Annotated in this window: 23 protein-coding genes; 9 read left to right on the top strand and 14 right to left on the bottom strand. The window is 56.5% G+C overall.

What is annotated here, in order from left to right:
- Window positions 1–87 precede the first annotated feature (87 nt).
- Both HH216_RS15810 and HH216_RS15815 read right to left on the bottom strand, forming a co-directional pair.
- The gene (locus HH216_RS15810; protein ID WP_169551687.1) at window positions 88–1,173 is read right to left on the bottom strand and encodes an efflux RND transporter periplasmic adaptor subunit; all 1,086 of its coding nucleotides are present in this window, start codon (window positions 1,171–1,173) and stop codon (window positions 88–90) included.
- A gap of 104 nt (window positions 1,174–1,277) precedes the next feature.
- A complete protein-coding gene (locus HH216_RS15815; RefSeq protein WP_169551688.1) occupies window positions 1,278–2,606 on the bottom strand; it encodes a TolC family protein in 1,329 nt (442 codons plus the stop codon).
- Window positions 2,607–2,987: 381 nt separating this feature from the next.
- On the opposite strand from HH216_RS15815, the gene HH216_RS15820 reads away from it, so the two are divergent.
- The 5 genes from HH216_RS15820 to HH216_RS15840 all read left to right on the top strand — a co-directional run bounded on the left by HH216_RS15820 (window position 2,988) and on the right by HH216_RS15840 (window position 10,103).
- Window positions 2,988–6,173: an efflux RND transporter permease subunit gene (locus HH216_RS15820; RefSeq protein WP_169551689.1), complete on the top strand. Its 3,186-nt coding sequence runs from the start codon at window positions 2,988–2,990 to the stop codon at window positions 6,171–6,173.
- A complete protein-coding gene (locus tag HH216_RS15825; protein ID WP_169551690.1) occupies window positions 6,170–7,381 on the top strand; it encodes a TolC family protein in 1,212 nt (403 codons plus the stop codon). Before HH216_RS15820 ends, HH216_RS15825 begins: the two co-directional genes overlap by 4 nt.
- 88 nt (window positions 7,382–7,469) lie before the next feature.
- Window positions 7,470–8,690 (top strand): efflux RND transporter periplasmic adaptor subunit, encoded by a 1,221-nt coding sequence (locus HH216_RS15830; protein WP_169551691.1) that lies wholly within the window; start codon window positions 7,470–7,472, stop codon window positions 8,688–8,690.
- A gap of 136 nt (window positions 8,691–8,826) precedes the next feature.
- Window positions 8,827–9,456, top strand: coding sequence for a hypothetical protein (locus HH216_RS15835; protein WP_169551692.1), 630 nt, complete (start codon window positions 8,827–8,829; stop codon window positions 9,454–9,456).
- Between the two features lie 20 nt (window positions 9,457–9,476).
- Window positions 9,477–10,103 carry a TlpA family protein disulfide reductase gene (locus HH216_RS15840; RefSeq protein WP_169551693.1) on the top strand — a complete coding sequence of 209 codons (627 nt, stop codon included), beginning with the start codon at window positions 9,477–9,479 and terminating at the stop codon, window positions 10,101–10,103.
- Between the two features lie 81 nt (window positions 10,104–10,184).
- On the opposite strand, the gene HH216_RS15845 is transcribed toward HH216_RS15840, so the two are convergent.
- The 3 genes from HH216_RS15845 to HH216_RS15855 form a co-directional block, all read right to left on the bottom strand.
- Window positions 10,185–10,904, bottom strand: a complete 720-nt coding sequence (locus HH216_RS15845; RefSeq protein WP_169551694.1) for an outer membrane beta-barrel protein — start codon at window positions 10,902–10,904, stop codon at window positions 10,185–10,187.
- Window positions 10,905–11,182: 278 nt separating this feature from the next.
- Window positions 11,183–11,791 carry a TetR/AcrR family transcriptional regulator gene (locus HH216_RS15850; RefSeq protein WP_169551695.1) on the bottom strand — a complete coding sequence of 203 codons (609 nt, stop codon included), beginning with the start codon at window positions 11,789–11,791 and terminating at the stop codon, window positions 11,183–11,185.
- A gap of 110 nt (window positions 11,792–11,901) precedes the next feature.
- On the bottom strand, window positions 11,902–12,909 hold the full coding sequence (locus tag HH216_RS15855) for a cation diffusion facilitator family transporter (RefSeq protein WP_169551696.1): 1,008 nt from the start codon (window positions 12,907–12,909) through the stop codon (window positions 11,902–11,904).
- A 62-nt stretch (window positions 12,910–12,971) separates the two neighbouring features.
- Between HH216_RS15855 and HH216_RS15860 the strand changes: the two genes are divergently transcribed.
- Window positions 12,972–13,520 carry an NUDIX domain-containing protein gene (locus tag HH216_RS15860; protein WP_169551697.1) on the top strand — a complete coding sequence of 183 codons (549 nt, stop codon included), beginning with the start codon at window positions 12,972–12,974 and terminating at the stop codon, window positions 13,518–13,520.
- A gap of 106 nt (window positions 13,521–13,626) precedes the next feature.
- Window positions 13,627–14,262 (top strand): LysE family translocator, encoded by a 636-nt coding sequence (locus HH216_RS15865; protein ID WP_169551698.1) that lies wholly within the window; start codon window positions 13,627–13,629, stop codon window positions 14,260–14,262.
- A 90-nt stretch (window positions 14,263–14,352) separates the two neighbouring features.
- On the opposite strand, the gene HH216_RS15870 is transcribed toward HH216_RS15865, so the two are convergent.
- The 4 genes from HH216_RS15870 to surE all read right to left on the bottom strand — a co-directional run bounded on the left by HH216_RS15870 (window position 14,353) and on the right by surE (window position 18,477).
- Entirely contained in the window at window positions 14,353–14,577 is a 225-nt protein-coding gene (locus HH216_RS15870) for a heavy-metal-associated domain-containing protein (protein WP_169551699.1), read from the bottom strand.
- A 114-nt stretch (window positions 14,578–14,691) separates the two neighbouring features.
- Window positions 14,692–15,840 (bottom strand): glycosyltransferase family 61 protein, encoded by a 1,149-nt coding sequence (locus tag HH216_RS15875; protein ID WP_169551700.1) that lies wholly within the window; start codon window positions 15,838–15,840, stop codon window positions 14,692–14,694.
- 223 nt (window positions 15,841–16,063) lie between these two features.
- Window positions 16,064–17,605: a GH3 auxin-responsive promoter family protein gene (locus HH216_RS15880; protein ID WP_169551701.1), complete on the bottom strand. Its 1,542-nt coding sequence runs from the start codon at window positions 17,603–17,605 to the stop codon at window positions 16,064–16,066.
- 86 nt (window positions 17,606–17,691) lie between these two features.
- Window positions 17,692–18,477 (bottom strand): 5'/3'-nucleotidase SurE, encoded by a 786-nt coding sequence (surE, locus tag HH216_RS15885; protein ID WP_169551702.1) that lies wholly within the window; start codon window positions 18,475–18,477, stop codon window positions 17,692–17,694.
- A 29-nt stretch (window positions 18,478–18,506) separates the two neighbouring features.
- On the opposite strand from surE, the gene HH216_RS15890 reads away from it, so the two are divergent.
- Window positions 18,507–18,815, top strand: a complete 309-nt coding sequence (locus HH216_RS15890) for a cysteine-rich CWC family protein (protein ID WP_169551703.1) — start codon at window positions 18,507–18,509, stop codon at window positions 18,813–18,815.
- Here the strand turns inward: HH216_RS15890 and trhO are convergent.
- The gene (gene trhO, locus HH216_RS15895; protein ID WP_169551704.1) at window positions 18,812–19,774 is read right to left on the bottom strand and encodes an oxygen-dependent tRNA uridine(34) hydroxylase TrhO; all 963 of its coding nucleotides are present in this window, start codon (window positions 19,772–19,774) and stop codon (window positions 18,812–18,814) included. The genes HH216_RS15890 and trhO overlap by 4 nt on opposite strands.
- Window positions 19,775–19,830: 56 nt before the next feature.
- On the opposite strand from trhO, the gene HH216_RS15900 reads away from it, so the two are divergent.
- Window positions 19,831–20,472, top strand: coding sequence for a deoxynucleoside kinase (locus HH216_RS15900; protein WP_169551705.1), 642 nt, complete (start codon window positions 19,831–19,833; stop codon window positions 20,470–20,472).
- Between the two features lie 86 nt (window positions 20,473–20,558).
- Here the strand turns inward: HH216_RS15900 and HH216_RS15905 are convergent, their stop codons facing one another.
- From HH216_RS15905 to HH216_RS15920, 4 genes are all read right to left on the bottom strand, one after another.
- Window positions 20,559–20,951 carry a response regulator gene (locus tag HH216_RS15905; protein ID WP_332871404.1) on the bottom strand — a complete coding sequence of 131 codons (393 nt, stop codon included), beginning with the start codon at window positions 20,949–20,951 and terminating at the stop codon, window positions 20,559–20,561.
- A 282-nt stretch (window positions 20,952–21,233) separates the two neighbouring features.
- Entirely contained in the window at window positions 21,234–22,415 is a 1,182-nt protein-coding gene (locus HH216_RS15910) for a type IV secretory system conjugative DNA transfer family protein (protein WP_169551706.1), read from the bottom strand.
- Window positions 22,415–22,573, bottom strand: coding sequence for a hypothetical protein (locus HH216_RS15915; RefSeq protein WP_169551707.1), 159 nt, complete (start codon window positions 22,571–22,573; stop codon window positions 22,415–22,417). Before HH216_RS15915 ends, HH216_RS15910 begins: the two co-directional genes overlap by 1 nt.
- A gap of 177 nt (window positions 22,574–22,750) precedes the next feature.
- Window positions 22,751–26,284: a TonB-dependent receptor domain-containing protein gene (locus HH216_RS15920; RefSeq protein ID WP_169551708.1), complete on the bottom strand. Its 3,534-nt coding sequence runs from the start codon at window positions 26,282–26,284 to the stop codon at window positions 22,751–22,753.
- Window positions 26,285–26,298 lie beyond the last annotated feature (14 nt).

Raw genomic sequence — 26,298 nt, forward strand, 5'->3', positions numbered from 1 at the left:
AGAATGATAGAATGATTGAATAGCCCATCCGGCAAAACATATCTCAGTTAGCCTATTCAGTCATTATATCACTCAATCATTCAAAATTTAATTGGTCAGGTCGTTATAAAGCAGCAGGCTACCTTCGGTTACGATGCGGGTGCCGGGTTGGAGATTGCCGCCTTCGACGAAGGCGTACCGGGTTGTGTTCTGGATGACTTTTACCTCGCGGACGTCGAATTTGTTGGGGGCGCTCTGCACGATCACGTAGTAGTGGTCGCGGTCGAAGACGAGGGCTTTCTGCGCTACCGCTAACCCCTGCTGCGCGGCCGTGTTGGGCAGGTGAACATGGATGGTCGCGAACATATCGGGTTTGAGCAGCCCGTCTTTGTTGCTGAGTACGATCCGGACTTTCAGCACCCGCGCCTGCTCATCGAGCACACTGCTGATGTTGTCGATACGGCCCCGGAATACCTTGTCAGGGTAGGCCAGCACCTGCACGTCGACCGGCTGCCCCTGCTTGATTTCGGGGATGTCGGTTTCGTAGACATTGGCCATGATCCAGATCTGTTGCAGGCTCGAAATGGTGTAGAGCGGGTTGGTATTGTCGGACCGCAGATCCTGCCCACTGTTCACGTTCTTCTCGACGATATACCCGGCGATGGGCGCTTTCACGCTGAAATAGGGTTGCCCGGTGGTGTTGCTGCCGCCATACACCCGCAGAATATTTCCCGACCGACCAAGTTCGTCTTTCGCTTTTTGCAGGTTGTTTTTGGCCGTGATAAAGTCTGTTTCCGACGTGAAACCGGCTTTGTACTGCGCCTGTACGTTTTTCAGGTTCTGCTGCGCCACTTCCAGATCGGCTTTGTCGGCCTGGTAATCGTTGACGTAGTTGGAAATATCACCCGACCGGATCAGGGCCAGGTCCTGCCCTTTCTGCACATAGCTGCCCAGCGTGACGGTTGCCTTTTCGACATTACCCGACACCAGCGGAAACACCCGCACAACGTTGTCCTGGTCGAAGGTAACGGTACCGTTGAGCGTCAGCTCGCTTTCGGGGTTGATACGGCGCACCGAATCGGTCAGGTAGCTGCTGCTCGAATCAGCGGCTGAGGTCGGTACTTGTTCGGCTTCTTCCTTGTGCCCACAGGCTACAAGCAACACACCGGAGAGGAGAATGAGGGGAAACTTCATGGTTCAATGAGTGGTAGAATGATAGAATGATTGAGTTGTTGAATGATTGAATGGCAAAACGGACCCTGACCTATTCAATCATTCAATATTCAGTCATTCTATCATTAAAAAAACCGCGTATTCGTCACGTAGTCGAGCAGTTGCTGCGACTGGAATAGATTGTTCTGGAGGTTGATGTTGTTGAGCTGGGCCTGCTGGTAGGTGCGGATCTTGTCGAGGTAGTCGAGCAGGCCGATTACGCGGGCGTTGTAGGCGCGGGTGGCTTCGACCGAAATATTCCGGATGCGGTCGAGGTACCCGGTGGGGCGGCTGTTGTACTGACCGTAGTAGGTGTTCAGCTTGTCGTAGGCGTTCAGCACGTCGCTCTGGATAATGGCCTGCTGGTTTTCCCGGCCCACACCCGCACTCTGCAACGTCAGTTCAGCCGACCGGATAGCGCCCTGATTCCTGTTTCGCACGGGCAGGTCCATCGCCAGTTGCAGGCCCGTGAAGTTGACGTACGCATTTCCGTAGCGTTCAAACAGAATCCCCGTCGTCAGATCGGGCGTCCGGCGGGATTTTTCGAGGGCCAGACTCCGCTCGGCGTTGGTAATCTGCTCCTGCGACAGAGCCGCATCGGGGCGATTGGTCAGCGCCGAATCAATGGCTGTGGCGACGTTGGGCAGGGCTGGTACATTCATAGACAGTTCGGTGGGTAACAGAAACGCCCGCGTATTGGCCTGTCGCAGCAACACCCGCAACGTCGCCTGCTCGTCGGCAATCTGCGAGCTGTAATTGGCAATGTTGGCTTGCAGGTCGCGCGTGGCCACTTCCAGACGGGTTACCTCGTAGGGGGCGACCCCCCCCGTTTGCTGGGCAATCCGATACGATTCGGTCAGCCGCTGCTGCCGGACCAGTTCTTCCTGAAACAGATTGAGTGCCTGAAGATCGTAAAACAGGTTGGCGTAGGTCGTGTAGAGCTGGTAGCGAAGCGTCCGCAGCACATCGCGAAAAGCCAGCTGGGCCAGACTCCGGTTACTTTCGGCCAGCGCCACCAGCTTGCTCCGCTTACCGGCCAGCAAGAGCACCTGTTGTAGCTGCACGGCGAAGTACCCGCTGTTGAAAACCTGACTGTTGATGTCGGCCTGCGAGGGCGTTTTCAGCGGCAGCACCTTGCCCGTGTTGGGGTTGTAGAGGTTGGTCTGAAACCACAGGTTGGGGTTGGGGCGCAGACCGGCCTGCGTGATAGCGGCCCCGGCAATGTCGATCTGGTACCGCTGTGCGATCAGCTGGTAGTTACGCTCCAGAAACTGCTGCTCCAGCTGGGGCAGGGAAACACGGAGGGTATCGGCCGATGCGGGTGGGGTGGGGGTCTGAGCGAGTAGCGGTACCGCGACCAAACTGCCAATCAGTAAGAAAAACGATTTAATGATCTGAGTGCTAATGCGTGTCATGGATGATGTACGGGCAAGTCTGGAATCGGGCACTAAACGCGCAGCTGGTAAACCGGGGGGTGAGATTCCGGTGGCAAGTAGCGCCCGTCAAATTAATCCATTGTTAAAGCCTTGTTAAGTAAATCTTAAAAAATTAAGTAAAACTGCTTAGCCAAAAGCCCAGAACAGGGCTGCTATTCTGAGCAACTGGCAGTTACCAATTTATGGTCAATCAACGACCTGAATTGATGCGTTGAACGGACTGCTCAATAGGAGAAGGAAACCTTTTTCGGTTTAATGGTATTTTAACAAAAAGCCTGCCATGTGACATTTGCTCGCCAAGCAGGCTCTTTGCATCGGGCAGACGGGTAATGACTGCCGGTACACTCAACACACTTTTCTATGATCGATCGGCTGATTGCGTTCAGCGTGCGAAGTCCCTGGACGATTGGTTTTCTGGTTCTGATTCTCGTACTGGCAGGGGGCTACTCCCTTAAAAAACTGCCCATCGACGCCGTACCAGACGTGACAAACCAGCAGGTTGACGTCATTACTAACTCGCCGAATCTTTCCTCACTGGAGATCGAAAAGTTTATCACCATCCCCCTCGAAATGGCAATGGCCAATATTCCGGGGCTGATTGAAACGCGCTCGGTGTCTAAATTCGGGTCGTCGGTTGTCAAGCTGATTTTTACCGATCAGACCGACATCTACTGGGCCCGGCAGCAGGTATTCGAGCGGCTCGAAGGCGTTAAAGCCGATATTCCTGAGGGAGCCGGAACACCCGCCCTCGGGCCGGTATCGACGGGTTTGGGTGAAATTTACCAGTACGTCATCAAGCCCGAAGACCCCAGCAGCCCCCGCTACACCCTCACCGAAATCCGCACGATTCAGGACTGGTACGTTCGGCGCAAGCTGTTAGGTATGCCGGGCGTGGCCGACGTCAGCGGATACGGTGGCTACAGCAAGGAGTACCAGGCGAAACTCAAACCCGACCGGATGCGGGCGCTGGGCGTAACGGTCGATGATCTGTACGCGGCTCTTTCGCAGGGCAACGGCAACACAGGCGGTGCCTACATCGAAAAAGACAACAAAGCATTCACCATTCGCGGGATTGGTCTGGTCAATAACCTCGACGAGATCGCGCAGACGGTGGTTCGCAAAAACGGCAACGCGCCGGTACTCGTCCGCGATGTGGCCGACGTCGACATGGGCCACGCGCTGCGGTTCGGGGCGCTGAGCCGCAACGGGCAGGGCGAAGTAGTGGGCGGCTCAATTCTGATGATGAAGGGGGCCAACGGCAACGAAGTCATCAACCGGTTGAAAGATCGGTTTGGGGAGATTCAGAAAGGAATGCCCGCCGGTTTGATTATAGAACCCTTCCTCGACCGGTCGGAAATCGTAACGGCGGCAATCGACACGGTTGCGCACAACCTGCTCGAAGGGGCGGCCATCGTCGTGATCGTGATTCTGGTGCTGCTGGGCAACTGGCGGGCGAGTCTGCTGGCGGCTTCGGTTATTCCGCTGGCCATGCTGTTTGCGTTTATCTGGATGGGTCAGCTGGGTATTGTGGGTAATATCATGAGCCTGGGGGCTATCGACTTCGGCCTGCTGGTCGACCCGGCGATTATCGTTGTGGAGTCGGCGGTGCTGTTTCTGGCACTGGCGATGGCGAAATACCAGCAGGAAAAAACCAAACAGACCGGTACCAGCGCGACCCTGACCTACAAAGACCGGCAGGACGTAATCATCAGCGCAACCTCGGAAGTGAAACGCTCCGTGGTGTTCGGCGGACTGATTATCCTGATCGTGTATTTCCCCATTCTGACGCTGGAAGGCGTTGAGGGCAAGATGTTTTCACCCATGGCCAAGACCGTCGGTTTCGCCATTCTGGGGGCCCTGCTGCTATCGATTACCTACGTGCCGATGATGAGTGCGCTGCTGCTCCGCCCGCCCAAATCGGCCCATGACCACGGTTTTTCGGAGAAAATCGTGCAGTTCTTCTACCGGGGGCTGCGGCCCGTGCTGACGGCCGCGCTCAGGGCCCGCTACGTCGTGGTGGGCGTTGCCGTCGGTATTCTGGTGCTGGGCGTCATCGGGTTTGGGCGCATCGGGGGCGAGTTTATTCCCAAACTTCAGGAGGGCGACATGGTGATCGATATGGACCTGCCAACGGGCACGACCTTAACCGAGTCGATCCGGCTGAGTCAGGAGTTTCAGGGCGCGCTGCTGAAAGAATTTCCCGACGAAATCGAAAACATTGTTTCCAAGATTGGTACGTCGGAAGTAAAGGTTGATCCGCTGCCGCTCGAATCACAGGAATTATACTTATCGCTGACCCCCAAGGAGGAGTGGAAAAAAGCGACCCGGCAGCAGGAACTGGCGGTGAAAGTAAATGAATTTATGGCGCAGTATCCGGGGCCGGTCTACGCCATTACGCAGCCAATCGAAAGCCGGGTCAACGACATGATGAACGGGGCCCGTACCGACGTGGTGGCGCAGCTCTACGGCGACAACCTCGATACGCTGGTGAAGAAAATGCGGCAGGTGATCGGGGTCGTCCGCACGGTGCCCGGTGCGGTCGACGTGAAAGCCAGTAAAGTATTTGGGTTGCCGCAGCTGAATATCAAGTACGACCGGCATCGGCTGGCCCTGCACGGTATCAAGGTCGAGCAGATCAACCGCGCGATTCAGATGGCGTTTGGCGGGGCTACGGCCGGGGTCGTTTACGAAGGCGACAAACGCTTCGACCTGACGTTCCGGCTCGCGGGCGACGACCGGGTCAGGCCCGACGCTATCGCGAACCTGTTGGTGAACGATCAGAATAACAATCCGATTCCGTTGCGCGAACTGGCCGACATCAGCGAAGACGTTGGCCCGTCGGAGATCACGCACGTCGACATGAAGCGGCTGGTTAACGTGGGTTTCAACGTGCGGGAGCGCGATCTGGAATCGGTCGTCAAGGACGTAATCAAGGCCGTCGGGGCGAAGGTGAAGCTACCCGCTGAATACTCGATTACGTACGGGGGGGAGTTTGAAAATTTCAGCCGCGCTAAAGAACGGCTGTCGATCGTGCTGCCGATTTCGCTGCTGGTCATCTTCGGCCTGCTTTATCTGACGTTCGGCAACTTCCGCGACAGTCTGCTCATCTACGCTGTCGTGCCGCTGTCGGCCGTGGGCGGTATTTTCTCGCTGCTGCTGCGCGACATGAACTTCAGTATTTCGGCGGGCGTGGGCTTCATCGCCTTGTTTGGCGTAGCCGTGCTGAACGGTATTCTGCTGGTCAGTCACTTCAACGCGTTGGGTGCCGAAGGCGTAGAAGACCCCAACGAACGGGTGTTGCGGGGCTTGCAGGAGCGGTTGCGGCCGGTGCTGATGACCTCGTTTGTGGCCGCACTGGGCTTTATGCCGATGGCGACTTCATCCAGTGTGGGTGCCGAAGTGCAGAAGCCGCTGGCAACGGTCGTTATCGGCGGTCTGCTGACGGCTACCGTACTGACCCTGATCGTGTTGCCCGTACTCTACGCGATGGTATCGCCCCGCGTAATTACCCCCACCCACCAGGAACAAGAAGCCGACGTTGTATGAACAAACACCTTTCGATAACCGGGGCCGCACTCGCCCTGCTAGTGGTCCATTCTACGCATGCCCAGCCCGGTCAGTCGCGCCGGTTCGTTACCCTGCAACAGGCCCTCGATCTGGCGCAGGAAAATAACCCGCAGGTCAACGTGGCCAATCTGCGTATCGACAAGCAGCGGGCACTGATACCGGGCGCACTGAGTCTGTCGGGGCCGGAGCTGATCTTTGAAGCCCCTACGACGACAAAGTTTCAGCCCGGAATCCTGCTGCCAGTCTCACTGCCGACGGTCTATAAAAACCAGCGGATCGTGCAGGAGCAGCAGGTGAAGCTGAGTCAGCGCGAGAAAGCGATTACGACCAATACCATTCGCTACAACGTCCGCACGACCTACAACAACCTGCTGTATCTGCGCGAAAGCATCAACAACTACCGGCGTCAGGACAGCCTCTTGCAGGTATTTACGCGGGTAACCGAAGTGCGGCAGCGGGTGGGTCAAATCTCGCGGATCGAAGTGCTAAACGCCCGTTCGCAGCAGCAGGAACTTCAGTATCAGCTCGATCAGACGCGGGCGCAGGTGCGCAGCAACCGAATTCAGCTCGGCCTGCTCATCGGAACCCCCAACGACACCTCGCTGCGAGCCACCGGCCCCTTCGAGAAAATGTCGTTTACCGATCCGTTTCTGACCACCGATAGCACCTTCCTGCGCAACCCGCAGACCGACTACTACAAGCAGAATCAGGTGCTCAACGAATCGGCGCTGGTGCTCGAACGTAAGCGTCGGCTGCCCAACATCATCGTCGGGTATCTGAATCAGGGTGGCCCGGAGTCGCCGTTACTCTACCGGTTTCGGTTCGGGTTATCGCTACCCGTTTGGGGCTGGGTGGCGAGTTCGCGCATCAACGCGGCTAAGACCGACGTCGAAATTGCCAAAAGCCAGATTAAGCTGAACAAATACGAGTTGCAGGGCGATTATGACAAGGGCTACGCCGATTTTCTGCAATACACGGAAGCGGTCGATTACTACGAAACAATCGGTCTGCGGCAGGCCGAAGCCATCGTAACGGCCGCCAGCGACGCTTACCGGCTGGGCAGCATCGGGTACTACGACTACCTGCTTAACGTACAGCAGGCCTTTAAAATCCGCTTCGGCTATCTGGAAGCGCTTCGTAACTACAATCAGGCTGTCGTCACACTCAATTACCTGAAGGGGGAATAATTGGTTTAAGGTTCAATGTACAAGGTTTAAGGTTGTGCTCTGCCGTCAGGAAACCTTGACCATTGAACCATAGACGTTAAACGGAATTATGACACACACAACGATATACATGGGGGCGGCCTTGCTGGTTCTGGGGCTAAGTGCCTGTAGTGACTCCAAAAGCAAGGACAGCGACGAGAACGAAAGCGGCCGGGAAACGGCCACGAACGATTCGCCCGATAAGGCCGCTGATAAAGCCTCGTCGGGCAGTGCCGATACCGTCCGGCTGACACCCCGGCAGCTACAGCTGGTCAACGTTAGTATGGTCGACTACAAAACGCAGCCGCTGAAACCCGTTATTCTGGCAAACGGCGTGCTGGCCCTGCTGCCCGACAGCCGGGCGGAGGTGAGCAGCCATATCGAGGGGAAGATCAACAAAATCTACGTGCGCGAGGGGCAGCGGGTCAGTCAGGGGCAACCGATCGTGCAACTGGCCAGCTTCCAGTTGCTCGAACTGCAAAACCAGTACGCCGAAGCCCACAGCGATGTCGAGTTTTTGCTGGCCGAATACAACCGGCAGAATGAACTGCGAAAGAGCAACATCGGTGTGCTGTCGCAGTACCAGTCGGCCGATGCCAAGCTGAAAGCCGCCCGCGCCCGCGAAATGTCGCTGCGCGACAAGCTTCGGCTGATTGGCGTTGGCACATCGGCCATCAGTCAGGGCGGGAGCATGACCTCGACGCTCATTATCCGTTCGCCGATCAATGGCTATATCTCCAAGTTTCACGGAAACATTGGCACACTCGTGCAGCCGCAGACCCTGCTGGCCGAAATCATCAACCCCGATCGGATCGAAGCCAACGTATTCGTCTACGAAAAAGACGCCGACTTCGTGAAGGAAGGGCAAACCGTCGACCTGAGCTTCGTCAACCGGTCGCTGCCGACGGTGAAGGGCACGGTAGCTTACATTTCCCGCGCTGTCGACGATGAAAACAACGCCATTACGCTGCACGTCAACTTCAACCGGCCCAAGGGTGAACTGCTGGCTGCTGACATGACCGTGCAGGCCCGGCTCGTCGGAACGGGCGAATACGTCAGCAAAACGGCGCTGCCCCGTACCGCCATTCTGGACGATGGCGAAGGCAAGTTCATGTTCGTTACAAGCCAGTCGACCGCCGACACCATTCCATTCCGCAAGCAGAAGATCGAAATTACCCGGCAGGGCGATCAGTACGTCGAAGTAAAGCCGCTGGGTAAGCTGCCGGTCAATATCAAGATCGCCAACAACAACGTGCTGGCCCTCGAAGCCGAGCGCAAGAAAGGCGAGTAAACGGTTGCTGTACGAGAATACCTGCGCCGGGTCAGCACCCGGCGTTTTTTTGTGCCGCCGGTTAATATTCGGTTGAGTAATTGACTGATTTACGGTAGCTTACGACATGATATCACGACTCATACTAAGCTGCTTTTTGCTCGCTGGGACCCGGCTACTCGCGCAATCGCCGGTGGTAGAAGTGCCACTGGAATTTCACGATGGACATGGCTTGTTTGCACCCGGATACGGGGGCGTTAACTGGGAGCGCGGGCCGAACGATAACGATTGGTACAAAACATACCAACCTGTGAAGGGAATACCGGCTTCGTGGAAAGACGTCAAAAAAGGAAATATCTGGATCGACGCGCACCAGTTTGCCTACCAGAATTACCGGGCAGGGCTGCTACAGGCCGATGTTTATCAAGGGTTAAAGGAGGGCTGGAAGATAGATACGACGCAACTATCACCCAAGCCCATTCGCTGCTTTGTCTACGTCGTAACCGGCACTACCAGCGACGGTAAACAGGGCGTACTGGTCGATACAAACCATGACCTTGATTTCACCGATGAACGCGTCGTTTACCCGCCGACAATGTTATCGATCTGGAAAACGGGGCCGCTGCAAGAAGCTATTGTGAGTCTGCCCGCTGACTTTTATCGGGGTGGGCAGGTTGTAACGTATCCGGTCAAAGTGCTGTTCGCCCTGTCAGACGGCAATGTCCTGTATAATTATCCGACTTATGCGTCGGCGTCGATTCGTAGTGGGGCGAAACCAAGTCGCTGACGATTTCCCCGGAGTCGTTTATGAATCCGGTATACGAGCCAGCGGTAGCAGCCATCGTTACCGACAAACACGACTCCACACGCCGATTCTCGCGGCACGATTTAATCAAGCAGGGCGAGTATATTACCGTCGGGCCGGATGTGTTTGAATTACAACGCGTTGACTATGGCCGTAAGCTGCTCCAGCTCAAGCGTGTCAGTAAGCAGGACAGCTTATTTTCCCCGCAAGTTGGTTTTCGTCCGCATCAGTTCAATGCGGTAAACCTGCACACCGATAAAAAGCTGGCGCTGAGTGACTACAAAGGGCGTTACGTATTGCTCGACTTCTGGGGAACCTGGTGCGGCCCCTGTCGCGCTGAGACGCCCCACTTACGGAGGGCGTACGAGCAGTTCAGTCGGTCGGACCTGGAAATTATTGGCATTGGCTGTGACGATACGGCGGAGAAAATAAAAGCGTATTGCGCCAGTGAAAAAGCCCAGTGGCCACAGATACTCGCCGACGACACAAACAAGCTGGTCGATCAGTATCATGTTGATAGCTGGCCGACAACCATTCTGCTCGACCGGGATGGAAAGGTGGTGCTGAAGGATTTACGCGGAAGTCAGATGATTGACAGTCTTAGTCAGCTGATAAACCGTAAACCGTAAGGTAAATCTGAGTAATCAAATGCGAAAGCGGCCCGCCGATCAGGAATCGGCGGGCCGCTTTCGCATTTGGTAATGTATTGTCTAGAACTTGAAGCCAACGCTGGCGCTCAGAATCCGGCGGGCCGACCCGTTGAAGCCTGTGCCACTGATGGCGTCGCTGAAACCGTAGTGATACGTCAGATCCAGAAATACCGGACCCGCGTCGAGACCGATCTGGCCCAGCCCGTTGAACGAGCCGCTTTTGATTTCTCCGTTGCTCAGGTTGAATGAGTTGCTGTTCGAGTTGATGCGGTTCGCGTATTCAACACCAAGCTGAACGCGCACGGCCGATATGCCCCGATCCGATTCCGTCAGTTTATAGCCGATATACACCGGAACCTGCACGTACTGGATGTTGATCTGGTCCTGAATGCTGGATACGCTCTGACCCGAGCCAGCGGTGAAGTAGTTTGAGCTGGAAGCAAAATACTCGGCACCGATCTGCCCGAACAGGCGACCACCACCCCGTACAAAGAAACCGGCCTGGTAACCAAGACGGCCCGAAACGTTTCCGTTTGAGCTGTTGCTTTCGCCCGGCAGCTTGGTCGAGTTCAGACCAGCGTATATACCGAAAGCGAAATTTTTGTAGTCGGCTTTGGCGCGCTTGACGTCAGCGGGAGCCGTATAAGTGGCCGGACCTCCTTCGGTGGTAGTAGTAACAGCAACCGTTTCGGGTGTGCTTTCGGTGGTCGACTGTGCCTGAGCGAAACCCAGACCGAGCAGGCAGGCTGCTACAAAAGGAACAGTTAATTTACTTTTCATAACGTAATTGTTTTGGGAGTTAAACGGACTTTAAATTGATTGTTAGGTTGTATCCCCATCGCCGAATCACCAATCGCCAGGCGACTACTGGTTGTAAAACGATCTGGTTATATCACCTACAACTGCCTGCCAGATGCAAGGTTTCGGCCGGACCGTTAAATTGTATAGTTAGCCTGCGGAATTGGTCGGATAAGTGATTCCAGATGAGATACAGACGTCTTAATCAGATTGATTAATCATTTGTTTAACACATGATCGAAAAAAAAACGGATCGGTGGTTAAGTGATAAACAAGTAATTAATAATCATATCGGCGATCAGTTTTTTGTGTTCCAGGGCAAAGGCTTCAAACTGCTCTTCCGTCTGATTCCAGAGTTTCAGGTGGACGTTTTTGTTGATGAAAACGGACTGCGTATTCGCCGACATAATGCTCATCAGATGGGATGCGTTGATCGACCGTATCAGGCCTGCCCGGTGGGCTTCTTCGAGTTGTTCCTGAAATAAAGTCGTCAATTTCGCTTCAGCGTCGATGATGCTGGATACAATCAGGTCTGGGTTTCTGTGTAGCTCGCTCAGTACGAAAATGACCAGATCCGGGCTTTGCCGAAACGTGGTGAAGTCGTGATCGATCAGGGCGACAATTTTTTCTCTGAGCGGAATGGGTTGCCTAAGCACGGTGTTGACGCCCGCGAAAAAAAGCAGGAGCATCTCCTCGAAAACGGAATCGAACAGCTTCTGCTTGCTGCGGAAATAGTAGTTCAGCAACGCTACGTTGATACCGGCTTCAGCGGCAATATCGCGCGTAGTGGTTCCGTCGAAACCCTTCTCCAGAAATAGTCTGGTCGCTGCCTGCCTGATTTTTTCCTCCGTTGTCAGCGCACTTTCCATGTGAAGCCTTACTATACCTATAAAGTTAAGACTGGTTTGTGTACTCAGGATAATGCCTGAACAGTTGGCTTAGTCGATACCTGCCAACGTCACGGTATTATCGTAGCCGATCAATTTTCCGGGGCGAGCAGGGGCGGAAAATGCTTTTGGTTGAGGGGCAGATTATCGGGTGTCCAGTCGACGTCGCGGACGAAGGCAAACGCCCGAACGGGGCAGTCGGCAACCCGGCAGTACGAGCAGCAGGCCTTGACGCAGGGATCAGTGTGCACGAAAATCTCGACTTCCGACTGAAAGCCTTCCTTTATCGTGTCTTCGAAGTGGTGGACTTCGTCGTGAACGCAGTTTAAATCCCAGTAGTAGGGCAGCGTCAGGTGGCAGTCGACGTGGAGGTCAGCCCCGTATTTTTGTACGCGCAGGTTGTGTACGTCAATCCAGTTGCGGTCTTTATGCACGTTGAGCAGCGTAACGACCCGGTCGAGGGTAGGGGCGTCGGTTTCGTCCATGAGCCGGGCCACCGACTGCCGGGCCAGCTGAAAGCCATTGTAGATAATCACCAGCGCCAGCACCATCGACAGCACCGGGTCAAGCCAGGTCAGGCCCGTTGCCCAGACCAGCGTTACGGCTACCATAACGACCACGCTGCTGAAAACGTCGGTCAGCAGATGGCGCCCGTCGGCGATCAGGGCCAGCGAATCGGCCCGTTTGCCGGTTTCGATAAGCCGGTAGCCGACAAACGCATTGGCCGCGGCCGTAACGCCCACCAGTGCTATACCCCAGTCGAGGTTACTCAGCGCATGGGGTTCGTAAAAGCTCAGGATCGATTGCCAGATGATAACCAGCCCGGCCGACAGGATCATGGCACCCTCGAACCCCGACGACAGAAATTCGACTTTGCCGTGGCCGTAGGGGTGGTTCTGATCGCGCGGGAGTCCGGCCAGATAGATGCTGTAGAACGCAAAACCACTGGCTACAACGTTAACGATCGATTCGACAGCATCGGTCAGGATGGCCGTGGAATAGGTGAGAAAATAAGCCGCAAATTTTACCACCAGCAGCACCACGCTCAGCCCGAGCGAGATACCCATCCAGCGGTATTTAAGTTGTTGAAGAGATTGCATAATGACCTTAGCCGGACTGTAAAGGTAGTCGTCGCCCACGAAAAGTTCGTACTTTCGCCCACATGAATACGACTGAAAACCCCTGGCAGACGCTCAACTCGGCCATTCGGTACGAGAACCCGTGGCTGTCGATTCGGCACGAAGAAGTAGTCACACCAGCTGGAACACCAGGCATTTATGGTGTGGTAAGTTTCAAAAACAAAGCCGTCGGTGTGGTTCCGATCGATGCCGATGGGTACACCTATCTGGTGGGGCAGTACCGCTATCCGCTCAACGAATACTCGTGGGAGATCCCGGAAGGCGGCTCGCCCGTCGGAACCGATCCGCTGGAGTCGGCCCGGCGCGAGCTGCGGGAAGAAACGGGCTTAGTGGCCCAGCGATGGACCAAATTTGCCCGGATCCATACGTCTAACTCCGCCACCGATGAGGAGGGGTTTCTCTACATCGCCGAAGAACTGGAGCAGGGCGATCACGAACCTGAAGATACCGAACAGCTACACGTCCGGCGTCTGCCGCTGGCTGAAGCCGTCGAGATGGTCATGCGCAGCGAAATTACCGACGCGCTCAGTGTCAGCGCGCTGCTCATGGTAGCCCGATTGAGGGGCATTTAACATTTGTTTGTGGTTTGTAGTTTTTGGTTCGTAGTTAAGGTCGAACCGAATAGCGGGTCTGTCGCCGGTAGAACTACAAACTACGAACTACAAACTACAAACCGATTTGCTACCTATTCTATACGGGTTTCTGCTGGGAGCGGCTCTTTGCCTGACGTTCGGAACCGTCTTTTTTGCCCTTATTCAGAACAGCGTCGACAACGGCTTCCGGTCGGGAATGAAGATCGTGCTGGGTGTCATCACCGGCGACGCCATCTTTGTCGCGGCTGCTCTGTTTGGCACGTCGTTTCTGCCACCGATCAACGGGTTTGAAACGATCATGGCGCTGGTGGGCGTGGTATTTCTGGTGGCGATGGGGCTGGTTAATATCTTCAAGGGAACCCCCCGGCTGGCTTATCCGCAAACCCGTTTCGGCAACTTCATCTACTACTTCACCACGGGCTTCTTTCTGAATGCCCTCAACCCGGTCAACTTCGTGTCGTGGGTAGCCATCGTCGCGTACATCCGCGGGCATCTGCACTACACGGTTGGTCAGCAGTACGCGTTCATGATTGCCAGTCTGGTTGGCGTGTTCGCGACCGAATCGGCACTGGCCTACTATGCTAACCGGCTCAAACGGTTTTTCACCCCCCGCGTCGTTACGGTTTTCAACCGCGTTACCGGGGTAGTCTTCCTGATCGGGGCAATTAATATCGCCTATACCCGCCTGCTCGAACCCGCATCGAAATTGCTGCACTGGTAACGAAAAAGCTTGTCCCCGACAGCTTCCAGCCGCTTTGGCGGTCCGGTGTCGGGGACAAGTCAATCATTCTCAGTACGTGCTAACGCGTTGTTAGGGCCGCTCGGTCATCGGCTCAGCCTTATACCCAGCCTTCTCGATGGCCTTCTTCACCTCGTCGCCGATGCGGGTGTCGGTGGTTTGCACAGTCAGAATTCGGTCGGGGCTATTCGTGTCGACGTTCCAGCCGTCGAGTTGCTCGATGTCGTTGAGGAACGGCGTCACAGCGGCCACGCAGTTACTGCACTTGATATTCGTTTTGAAGTTCAACGTTTCCATAGTTGTACCAGTCCAGAGAGAAAACCGTGTATCAACGCCGAGGATTGACGGCGTTCTGTGGGTATAACACGGTTTGCTCTGAAATGATCGATTGACGGCACAAAAACGCCCGAACTAACGCAGCGACATCGATCTGTGCTCGTCTTCAAACAACTGGTTCAGGCCACGCTCGAATGCGGAGACGTCGACCTGTATGTTTTCCGTCAGATCGTTGTGGCGGGCGGGATCGGGCTGCCCCTGCCGTACCGCGGCATAGCGCAGATCGCTCAGGCTCGACAGGTACTGGAAAAAGTTAGGAACGTAATTCGCCGAAAATAGCTCGATCAGCTGCGTGCCGGGCTGGCACCAGATCAGGTTGGAAAACGATGCACCGTGCGGGCCAAGCACGACCGAAGCCCGGTTGTAGATCGCCAGTTGCTCCCGCAGTGTACGGGGGGTATCCTCAATCACGGTAAAGTCGTACCGGGCCAGCATCGTCGTGAGTTCGTCTTCGTTGAGTACCCGCCGACGCCCGACCCGGCTGATATACACCCGCTCCCGAACGGGTGACGGCTGAATCAGGGGAGCCAACTCGTTGCGGATGGCCCGCACATCGCTGGCGTTGGGATAGAACCAATGCCCGCTGCTACCCAGCAGGCAGCGTTTGAACCGGACGTCGTACTGCCGGGTGTCGAAAATCTGGTCTGGCTGGAAGCCCAGGTGCGCCAGAAACTCCTGCTCGTAGCTGGTGTGAAACAAGGGGTAGGCCACTACCGCGCCAGCGGGAAAGCCGCCGGGCAGGCTCTGCCGGATGCGGCTAAGCTTGGCCGCCACCAGGTAGATGAAGTCGTAGTAACCGCCAAACACAATGCCATCCTGGTAGTGCCCGAAGGGGGCAACGAGCGTATCGACCTCGATTACCGTGCGTTTTCCAGGCCGCAGACTGTCGCGCAGCAGGCTCTCATTGCCATAGTCGGTGCAGAGTACCTTTCCCCCAATTTTTACGTTGCCGCAACGTAACTGCACGGCCGACTGCGTGCCGCGTTCGAACAGCCACGCGTGCGTGGGCTGACTCTCCGCCTGTTGCTCGTCAAACAGCTGTAACGTGGGGTCGATCAGGTCGGGAACGGCGCTTAACAACTGCCGATTAGCCGGGTGATGGACCTGCTCGTACGGTCGGAGCAGGTCGATGGTCTGGTTTTTGTCGAGAAACGTGACGCCTAACAGACGAGCGACAGTAAGAGCCGACGCCTTGGCCGTTTCTTTGAAGGACAGTGGTGACATGGAGTGTTGCAAAAACAGCGGTATGCCATGAATCGGGTCATCTTACTTCGGGTTGAATCGTCCGTGAACGAACCGTTTGACCAGCAACTTAGCTGGCCGAAAGCTGGTAATCCGATTGCGTAGCAAATACTGCTTCCGCTTAAGTTTTGGGTACAGATGGGTTATCTTATAACGTTGACGCCCACCACGGCCCCAAGTCACCTGTCTGACACGCGCATATCTCCTAATCGGTCACAAATTTTTCCCACTCGGTAGCCAGTTGTTTTTTCAGCACCCTGGGAAACTTGTTTTGTCCGCCAATTTTCCCCCGCGACTCCATCCAGCGGTAAAACGTAGCGGCCGGGAGTACCGTTACGGTTATCTCTTTCAGGGCATGCTTCCGCTCGACGGCGTAATCGTCGTTGAGTTCGTTAAGGTGGGCGTCGATACGGTCGCGCAGCACACCGGCGTCGACCGCGTCGTCGGTGCCGATATACCAGTGGTGGGCAAAGAGCGTATCGTGACTACTGCCGACAACCGTAAATTCGCGAATGGCGATGTCCAGTTCGTCGGAAACCAGTTCAACCGCTTTGTTCATGTTGTCGACCGACAGGTGTTCTCCGCACAGGCTCAGGAAGTGTCGGGTACGGCCCGTAATAACGATTTCGGCGCGTTGGGTGTCGATAAACCGGATGGTGTCTCCGATCAGGTACCGCCACGCCCCCGAACAGGTCGACAGCAGCAGGGCGTATTCTTTACCTTCTTCGACTTCATCGATCATCAGCGTTTCGGGCTGGTCGGTCAGGTCACCGTCGGGGGTGAAGTTCTGCTCGTTGAACGGGATAAATTCAAAAAACAGCCCGTTGTTCAGCACCAGACTCATGCCGTGGGCGTTGGGGTGGGTCTGGTAGGCAATGAATCCTTCCGATGCCAGATAGGTTTCGATATAGGTAATCGGGTGGGCCAGCAGTTTCTCGAAGCCCGCCCGGTACGGCTCAAACGACACCCCACCGTGGCAAAACACCATCAGGTTGGGCCAGACGTCGTGAATGGTTTTGACGTTGTAGCGGGCGATGATTTTTTCCATCAGCAGCTGAATCCAGGCCGGTACGCCCACCACGTAACCAATGTCCCAGTTGCCCGCCTGCTCGGTGATTTCGTCGAGCTTGCGGGCCCAGTCGCGTTCCTGCGCAATCTCGCGGCCGGGCTTGTAGAAGCGCTGAAACCAGAACGGTATCTGGCTGGCCGTAATACCGCTCAGATCTCCTTCGAAATGGCCTTCGCGGGCGCTGAGCGTGGTGCTGCCGCCCAGCATCAGGTAGCCTTTTTCGTAGAGCGTCGAGGGGAGGTTCTGGTAGCGGCCCAGCGTCAGAATCTGCCGGATGCTGGTGCGCTGTATCGCCTTCGACATCGCCTTCGTCACGGGGATATACTTCGAGGCTGCTTCCGACGTACCCGAACTGAGGGCAAAGTATTTCACCCGCCCCGGCCACGTTACGTCGCGCTCACCGTCGAGTGTCCGTTTCCACCAGCCCTCAAACATCCGGTTGTAATCGTGGATCGGAACGCGGGTTTTAAACTGCTCGTAAAAGGTATGGTCCGTACCAAACTCGGCGGCCTGGGTCAGCTGCTCAAAGCCATACGCCTGCCCAAACGCTGTGTGACGGGCTTTGCCAACCAGTTTACGGAATACTTTACGCTGCTGCCGATACGCGGTAGTCTGCCGTCGGCGGGCGGCATTCGTCAGTCGAATGCCGGTTTTCAACATACTGCCCAGTAAAGCCATTGATTTTGGGGTTAACGTCTAACGTTTAAGGTTCAATGTTTAACGTTTAATGTTCTGCGCGAAAACGTTAAACCTTAAACTCAAGGTCACATGTTCCACCCCGCCAGTTCGTCGAGCAGGCCGTAGGCGGTCAGGTCGTACTGGCACGGAACGACGGACGTGTAGTTCTGGGCGATGGCGTATTCGTCGGTGTCTTCGGCGTGGGTGTCGAAGTTGACGAACTCACCCGCCAGCCAGAAGTACCGACGGCCGTGGGGGTCGCGCCGTTCGTCGAACTCCTCCTGCCATTTGGCGTTGGCCTGCCGGCAGATTTTGATACCCTGGATAGGTTCGGCCGCGCGCGCCGGGAAGTTGACGTTGAGGGCCGTGCCTTTCGGTAGTCCGCGTTCCAGCACCTGCCGGGCGATGGTCAGGATATGCTCGTGCGTATGCGAAAAATCGGCCTGCCGGGTAAAGTCGTTGAGCGAAAAACCAATAGCCGGGATGCCTTCGAGGGCTCCTTCGATTGCCGCCGACATGGTACCCGAATACAGCACGCTGATCGACGTATTGCTGCCGTGGTTGATACCGCTGACAACCAGGTCGGGGGCCTGATCTTTCAGGACGTGGTGCTTGGCCAGCTTCACGCAGTCGGCGGGGGTACCCGAACATTCGTAGGCGATGACGTCGGTGGCATCGGTAAACAGGTCCGACGGGTAGAGCCGCAGCGGGCTGGAGATGGTGATGGCGTGGCCCATACCCGATTGTGGACTGTTGGGGGCCACAACGACTACCGTGCCCAGCTGCTGCATCAGTTCGACCAGTGTGCGAATACCGGCCGAGGTGATACCATCGTCGTTGGTTACTAAAATAAGGGGTTTTCTGTCCGGCATATAGTCGGGTTGCAAGTCTGCTTTCGTGTGTGCAAACCTACGCAAATACGCCCGAACGTACCGGCTTTACCCGTGAACGATGGCAGAAAAAGTCGGGTTACACGACTATGCCAAAACACGCGATCGATAGCTGTCCGCGCTGCGGGCGGCTCTTTACCTGCAAAGTCAACACCGTGCTCCACTGCGACTGTCAGTACGTGGGGTTGACGAAGGCCGAGACGGAGTACATCCGCGACGTATCCCTGTTCGACTACGATGGGGAGTGCCTGTGTCTGGCGTGTCTGAATGAATTGAAAACCGAGTTTCAGGACAATCAGCCGGACGAGGCCGCTCGCTAAACCAGTGGTCCGTGTTGCCCCTGCCGGCTTTTGTAGCCCTGTAGGGGCGAATAGCTCTGCGTTTGTTTGCTGTAGTAACCGGTGCCGTCGTAGGGTCGGCGGTTGGGGTCTTCCTTGCAGGCGTCGGTGCAGGTACCTTCGTGGGTGTGGCCGCAGTCGTCGCAGAGGGTCACGTGGTTGTTGCAGGCCGGGCTGGCGCAGTTGATAAGGCGACTCGTGGGGGTGCCGCAGCGGTAGCAGGTCGAAATAACCGTTGGGTTTACTTCGTTGATCGGTACCGCCAGCCGATTATCGAACACATAGCATTCGCCGTCGAAGCCTTCGCCCCCCGCTTCCATGCCGTATTTGATGATACCGCCGTGCAACTGATACACGTTCTCAAACCCCTGCGACAGCAGATAGGCCGACGCTTTCTCGCACTTGATACCGCCGGTGCAGTAGGTGATGATTTTTTTGTCGCGCAGATGGTCGAGTTCGTGGACGTGGTCGGGCAGGTCGCGCAGGTTCTCCATGTCGAAGGTGACGGCTCCGCTGAACTTGCCCACCGCGTGCTCATAGTTCGACCGCATATCGACCAGTACCACGTCGGGGTCGTTTTTCATGCGCTGAAACTCGGCCGGTTCGAGGTGAATACCCGTTTGCCGCAGCGGGTCGACGGGCAGGTCGGAATGCACGATTTCGGCTTTCGTACGGACGTGTAGCTTCTGAAACGCGTGGACGTCGCTTTCGTCGACTTTGAAGTCGATACCGGCAAAGCGCGGGTCGGCGTGGAGCGTTGCCATGTACTGCTCGCAGTCGGCAGCCAGCCCCGACACCGTGCCGTTGAGCCCTTCGGCGGCTACGATCACCCGCCCCAGCAGGTTCAGTTCCAGACAGAGCCGGTGGTGCTCGTCGCGGTACTGATCGGGGTTCTCGATGGGCGAATAGATGTAATAAAGCAGGACGCGGTACGGTTTCATAGTACAAAAATAAACCCATTTGCCCGGACTTGGTTCCTCAGTAGGGAGGAGACACTATGCACATCGCGATTACGGGAAATATCGGGGCGGGTAAGACGACACTGGCTGAACAACTGGCTCGGCACTACGACTGGGACGTACTTTACGAAGCAGTAGCCGGAAACCCGTATCTGGCCGATTTTTACGCCGACATGCCCCGCTGGGCGTTCAGCCTACAGGTTTATTTCCTGAACAGTCGGTTTACGCAGATGCGCCGGATCAGGGCACTGAAGCAGGAACCCGGCGGGGGGCGCACCGTTATTCAGGACCGGACGATCTACGAGGACTCGGCCATTTTCGCCCGGAATCTGTATCAGGCCGGCACAATGACCGAACGCGATTACCAGACCTACCGGGGCGTATTCGACAATATGATGAGTCTGGTGGAGCCGCCCGACCTGATGCTTTACCTGCGGGCTGGCCTGCCCAAGTTGCAACAGCAAATTCAGAAGCGGGGACGCTCGTTTGAGCAGTCGATCACCGCCGATTATCTGGGGCGGTTAAACCAGCTATACGACGAGTTTATAGCCACCTATACGGGCGGGGCGCTATTGACTATCGATGTCGATCAGCTCGATTATGTCGCGAATCCCGCCGATTTTGCGGCCATTACGGCGCAGATTGATGCATGGCTGGCCACACGAACCAGGAGTGCGTAAGCAAGCCGGAATTTACTACGATAGCCCCCACTGCTGCGAGAAACTGGCGGTCAGCTGCGTTAGCTGCGTGTACGTATTCGGCTTGGTCACAAATTGATTAGCCCCAACGCCAGCGATTTGTCGCGGTCGTCGGAGTTGGACGAGGTCGTCATCATCACAACGGGAATGTTGGCGTAGGCCAACTGGCTGCGGATCTGTCGCAGTGTATCGAACCCATCCAGACCGGGCATGTTGATGTCCAGAATAATCAGCCGGGGCGCTGTTTCGCTTTCGCTCAGCCGCGTGAGCAGCGACGCGCCGTCGGTCAGGGGCAGCACGTTGACGGCGGGCGTCATCACGCCGAAGGCCAGTTCAATAAACGTCTGATCATCATCGTCGTCATCAACGACCCAAACGGTTGGTACCAACTCCGGACTGGTCCGGCTTAGCTGGGTACCGTTGCCGTTACTATCGATATCAGTAGGCTGGTACGTGTTCATATAGATTGACGGTGTGTTGGAAAGAGGAGTCTGCTCGTGGGAGCGGGAAGTAAAGATGTTGAGTAAAAGGCACACGTCCAAGTGATTGTGCCTCTTTTTAATATATACATAACAAATTGCAGGCCAGTCATTTAGATGTATATACGTATAGATGCTGGTCGGGTAGTCAGGCAACGTAAATTTACTGGTCGGCAGATGGCCTGTCGACCCACGGGATAACCATAGAAATCAGATCGCTGCGCAACCGACTGGCTACCCGACGATCCGATTTCTGTGCCACTATTAACCCCGGCCGGGGCCGGTCGTATCTGTACCCATTGAGCCGCTGCGCTGGTAGAACGGATTGGGGTCGAAACGAGTCTGGTAGGCGGGATCGGTCAGGTAGTTGACTTTGCGGGAGAAGATCGACTCGCCGTCCAGCAGCAACAACTGCTGGTCGGAGCGGAGTTTCTGTACGTGATGGGCCGGTGTTCCGGTCACGAACTCGACGCGCCGGGCGATCTGCGTGTTTTTACAGCCAAAGAATTGCAGCACTCCACAGTTGTTCATCAGCGTCTGCCAGTCGTCGGGGAAGTTGGATTCGAGTTGCTGAAAATCCTGCCAGATCGTCCAGCATTTCAGCCCATAGCCCCGGCACAGCGTGATGATACTGTAGAGGTAGGCGAAATGGCCCAGCTGACCCGCTTCGTCGAGCATAAACAGCGTTTGCTGATCGGGGATCGTGACGCGGCTGGTGATGGTCTTGAGCAGTACCCCGATCCAGAGTTTCAGCAACGCCCGGTGCGACACCAGTTTGTCGGGCGGCACGATGATGTAGATCGACAGGGGCTTGCCGTCGCGAAAGTCGACCAGCTTAAACGACGACTGACTGGTGACCCGGTTAACGTCTTCGCTCAGGAAAGCTGTCAGGTAAGAGTTTGCGGTTGCCAGGGTGCTGGGGCGGGTATTCTGGTCGGGCATAGCCAGAAACGCCGACAACTGATGGTAGGCGGCTTTGGGAATTTGCTTGCCATGGGTATCGAGGATGAGCGCCAGCCGATAGATGACATCACTATCGAACAAAATATCGCGTACGGTAGCCAGATTACGCTCTTCGGGTGGGCATACCGTCGCTACGTAGCCGATCACACCCGCCAGCAACGAGGTGGCCGTAATGTCCCAGAAAGGTTCTTTGTGGCCTTTCTGCCCCTGCGAGAACAGTTCGGCCATGAGTTGTGCTTCGGTTTCGACGTCGATGCCGGGCAGGTCGAACACATCCATCACGTTGAGGGCATCGGACGTTTTTTCGTTGACCCCAAACGGATTGAGCCGGATGACGTGCTGCCCCATTTCGCGCCGGGCGCGGGCGCTCACCTGATAGTTTTCGCCTTTTGGGTCGAGCACGACCACCGAGCCGGGGTACGTGAGCAGCGTTGGAATCACGACTCCGCGCCCTTTGCCCGTACCGGTTGGCGCAACGGTCATCAGGTGCGCCGTACCATCGTAATAAATCGGATCGTGCGGGGCGGGTTCGTCGGGGGCAGCCGGGGGCGGTGGAAGCCCGTAATCGGTGTTGACGGCAGACTAGCCGGTGGATCGTCGGTTTTATAGCCGACAAGCAGGGGTGTGACATCGAAAGACATGGAGAGAGCGTTAAACCCTAAATGTATTCGAAAGGCCGTATGCTCCGACTTGAAAAAATGATTAAATTTTTACTCTAGTAAGTTGATTGTCAAACAGAAGATGGTTTGTCAGGCCGCCAGTTGGAGTGGCGGGTGTAGCGGTCCCGATGGGTGTAACAGATGCCGGGCAAAGTACCGTCACTTGAAAATGAAGTTGTACGACAGCGACGCAATAGGCGTGGCAAAAATCTGGAGCTGATACGAGTTGGTTTTACCGTTTTCCGTGCGGAAAAATACCGAGTACGCGTTCCGGCGACCGTACAGATTGTAGATCGTAAAAGCCCATTTACCCTGCCAGCGCCGGTTTTGCAGACTGGGGTTATAGATATTCCAGACGAAATCGAGCCGGTGGTAATCGGGCAAGCGGGCCTGATTCCGAACGCCGTAGTACGGGTACTGCGCCCCGTCGATGGTCACATAACCGGTTGGGGCGGTGTAGGGTCGGCCGGTGCTGTAGGCAAACGTAAAACCGAAACTGTTGTGCTTGTCGACGTCGAACGTCAGCGACGCGTTGACCGTATGGGGGCGGTCGTAATTGGCGCGGTACCAGGCCCCGCCGTTGATGTTCTGCTCGATGGTCGGCCCCTCGTAGACCTGATTAAACGTGCGGGCGTAGGTGTAGTTGAGCCAGCCCGTCATCTCGCCCCGCTTCTTGGAAATCATCGTTTCAACGCCGTACGAACGGCTGCGGCCCTGCAATAGCTGGGCTTCGGGGTAAGGTTGCAGCAGGAAGTCGGCTCCCGGCCGGTAGTCGATGCTGTTCTCAGTGCTGCGCCAGTAACCCTCCACCGTCAGTTCGTAGATGTCTTTGTGGAAGGTCATAAAATACCCAGCCGACACAAGCTGACTGACCTGCGGGCGGATGTTGGCGTCGGCGGTTTTCCAGCGTGAGGTGGGCAGGGGCGTGGTGGTGTTGGTGACGACCTGTAAATACTGCCGCATCAGGTTATACCCAAACTTGACCGATGCCGTGGGACTGAGCGAGTAGCGGATACCCAGCCGGGGCTCGAAGCCGCCGTACTGTTTGCTGACCTGCCCGGCCCCGTAGCGTACCGAGTCAATTACCGACAGTTCGTCGCGCGGCTGACCGGGGAGGTACCGGCGCACAAGCGAAGGACCGAGTGCCAGAAAATGGGAGTAGCGCAGCCCCGCCGATACCGCCAGATCGGGCGTAATGCTTCGTTCGTAATCGGCGTACGCGGCCAGTTCCAGCCCGTTTTCGGTGGGTGTTGTAATGTAATTGACCCGGTCGCTGGCACCGGGTAGCAGCGTGCCGGGCTGAATCCGGTACTGCGTGCCACTCAGGCCGACTTCCAGCTTCTGATTGGTAAACTGATAGTTGAGGTTCGACTTGATTTGCCGCTGTCGTACAGCGGAATACAGCGTGACGGTGTTTGTCGAGTTGAGTTCGGGAGCCAGAATTTTTGGGACGTAATCGACCCAGACCGCCGACGTTTGAAGCGACGTGCGGGGCGAAAACGTGTGAAACCAGCGGGCCATCCCGTTGATGGTCTGGTGGTCGTAGCGGGTGGTGGTACCGTTGACGTTGGGCAGGCTGGCCAGCAGTGACGTTTGGAATTCGTCTTTGCTGTAGTAGCCCGTCGCGGTCAGCGTATTGCGGTCGTCGATGCGCCAGAACAGCTTGGTTACGCCGTCGCCGAAACGGGCGCGGATACCCGCCAGCCGATTAGATATTCTGGGTAAGAGAAAGTCATTGAAGGCCCCGCGCCCGGCCACGAGTAGCCCCAGCTTACCTTTCACAATGGGAATGTCGGCCGTGAGCCGGTTAGAGACGAAACTGACGCCCCCCGATAACTGAAACTGGTCGAGGTTGGGGTTGCGCAGTGATACGTCGAGTACCGAAGCCGCCCGCCCGCCAAACCGCGCCGGTACGTTGCCTTTGTAGAGGTCTACCGTGCTCAGTACGTCGGTGGGAAAGACCGAGAACAGGCCGAACATGTGCGTCGGGTTGAAAATGGGCGTTTCGTCCAGCAGAATCAGGTTCTGATCGGTGGTGCCGCCCCGGATATTGACCCCGTTGCTGGCTTCGCCCACGCTCGTCACGCCCGGCAACGATTGCAGGCCCCGCAGCAGATCGACTTCGCCCAGCGCGGCCGGTAGCTTGCGTAGCGTGGCAATGTTGATCTGGCTGACGCCCAGCAGTGGTTGCCGGATTGTCTGGTCAAATCCTTTCGTGGTTACCACCACTTCTTCCAGCTGACTGGCAACCGACACCATGTTGATGTCGACCCGAAGGGCACCGGTATTGCTCACCTGTACGATTTTCCGGACGGGCGTGTAGCCAACCAACCGGGTTACCAGCACGTGTTCCCCGGCGGTCAGGTCGATGTTGTATTGCCCCCGGTCGTTGGTACTGGTGCCGGTCAGGTGTCGCCGGTAATCGACAACAATCGCGACCCCGGCCAGCGGTGTTCCCGTAGCCGAATCCCGTACGACGCCCGTGACCAGCCCGCCCGGTCCGCTGACATAGACGGGTGCCTGCCGAACAACCTGTTTTTCGGGCCGACGGCTGCTAACCGGTTTGTCGGCTGGTTTTAGAGCGGCTGGACTGGAGTTTGTTGCGGGTGCCGAAGCCGTACTAGCTGAGTTGGCTGGTGACGTTGTCGGTGTCGAAGCTGGTACCGATGGGGGTATGGCCGGAAGGGTTGGTGGAGCGGTCTGAGTTGCCGATGGCGAAACGGGCGGTGGGGGTGAAGAGGCCGCTAATTCGCCAATCCAGGTTGTCAGCCTGTCAATCCATTTGTCGAGCGGAATAGACAGAGCGTTGGGGTCGGTGGCGTTGGCCGGGTAGCTATGTTGTTCGGTGGGCCGACCAGCGCGTAGCCAATCCTGATACAGTTGACTCTGCGCCAGTAGTACCGGCTGGGTTTGATTGGTAGCCGTAACCAGAAACAAAGGTGGCGTGGTAGGCTGAACGGTGGGGGTTGATTGCGTCGTGATATCCGGGTCGATCAGGGCCAGAAACGCGGGGCGTAGGGTCCCGTCTGACGTTGTTCCCAGCCGCAGCGCGATGGTACCGCCAGCCGCAAAGCCAAGCAGGCCAATTCGGTCTGGCTGAATACCCAGGTCCGTCGAATGTTGCCGGAGGTAGGTCAGGGCCGTAGCACCATCAGCAACGGCCCGTGTTAGCGCGCTGTCGCGAACGGATGCTGGCAATTGCGGGAGCGGGTCGGTACTGCTGCCGACCGGTCGCTGAGCGAGCCGGTATTTAACGACGAAGGCCGCCACGCCATTCTCCGCGAGCTGCTGCGCTACAAATACCCCCTGTTCATCGATAAACAGTCGACTCAGTCCCCCGCCGGGAAAAATCAGCACAGACCGGCCCGTAGCCCGCGCCGGGTCGGGGAGGTAAGCGGTCAGCGTAGGCGAGCTGACGTTGTACACGACCCGGTTGAACGACCGGTCGGGCTGGGTCGTTTCCGGTCGTAGCCCGGCACCGAGTGTCGGACCACCGAGTGTCGGACCACCGAGTGTCGGACCACCGAGTGTCGGACCACCGAGTGTCGGACCACCGAGTGTCGGACCACCGAGTGTCGGACCGTTGTACAGACGTATCTCGGTCTGGGCCAGTGTCGCCGTTGCCATCGACAACACCAGCAGCAACGACCAGATGATTTGCCGAAAGCGGTAGGGTATAAATCGCTGAATCATAGGGTGTCGATGAC

Source organism: Spirosoma rhododendri (assembly GCF_012849055.1).
Taxonomy (GTDB): Bacteria; Bacteroidota; Bacteroidia; order Cytophagales; family Spirosomataceae; genus Spirosoma; species Spirosoma rhododendri.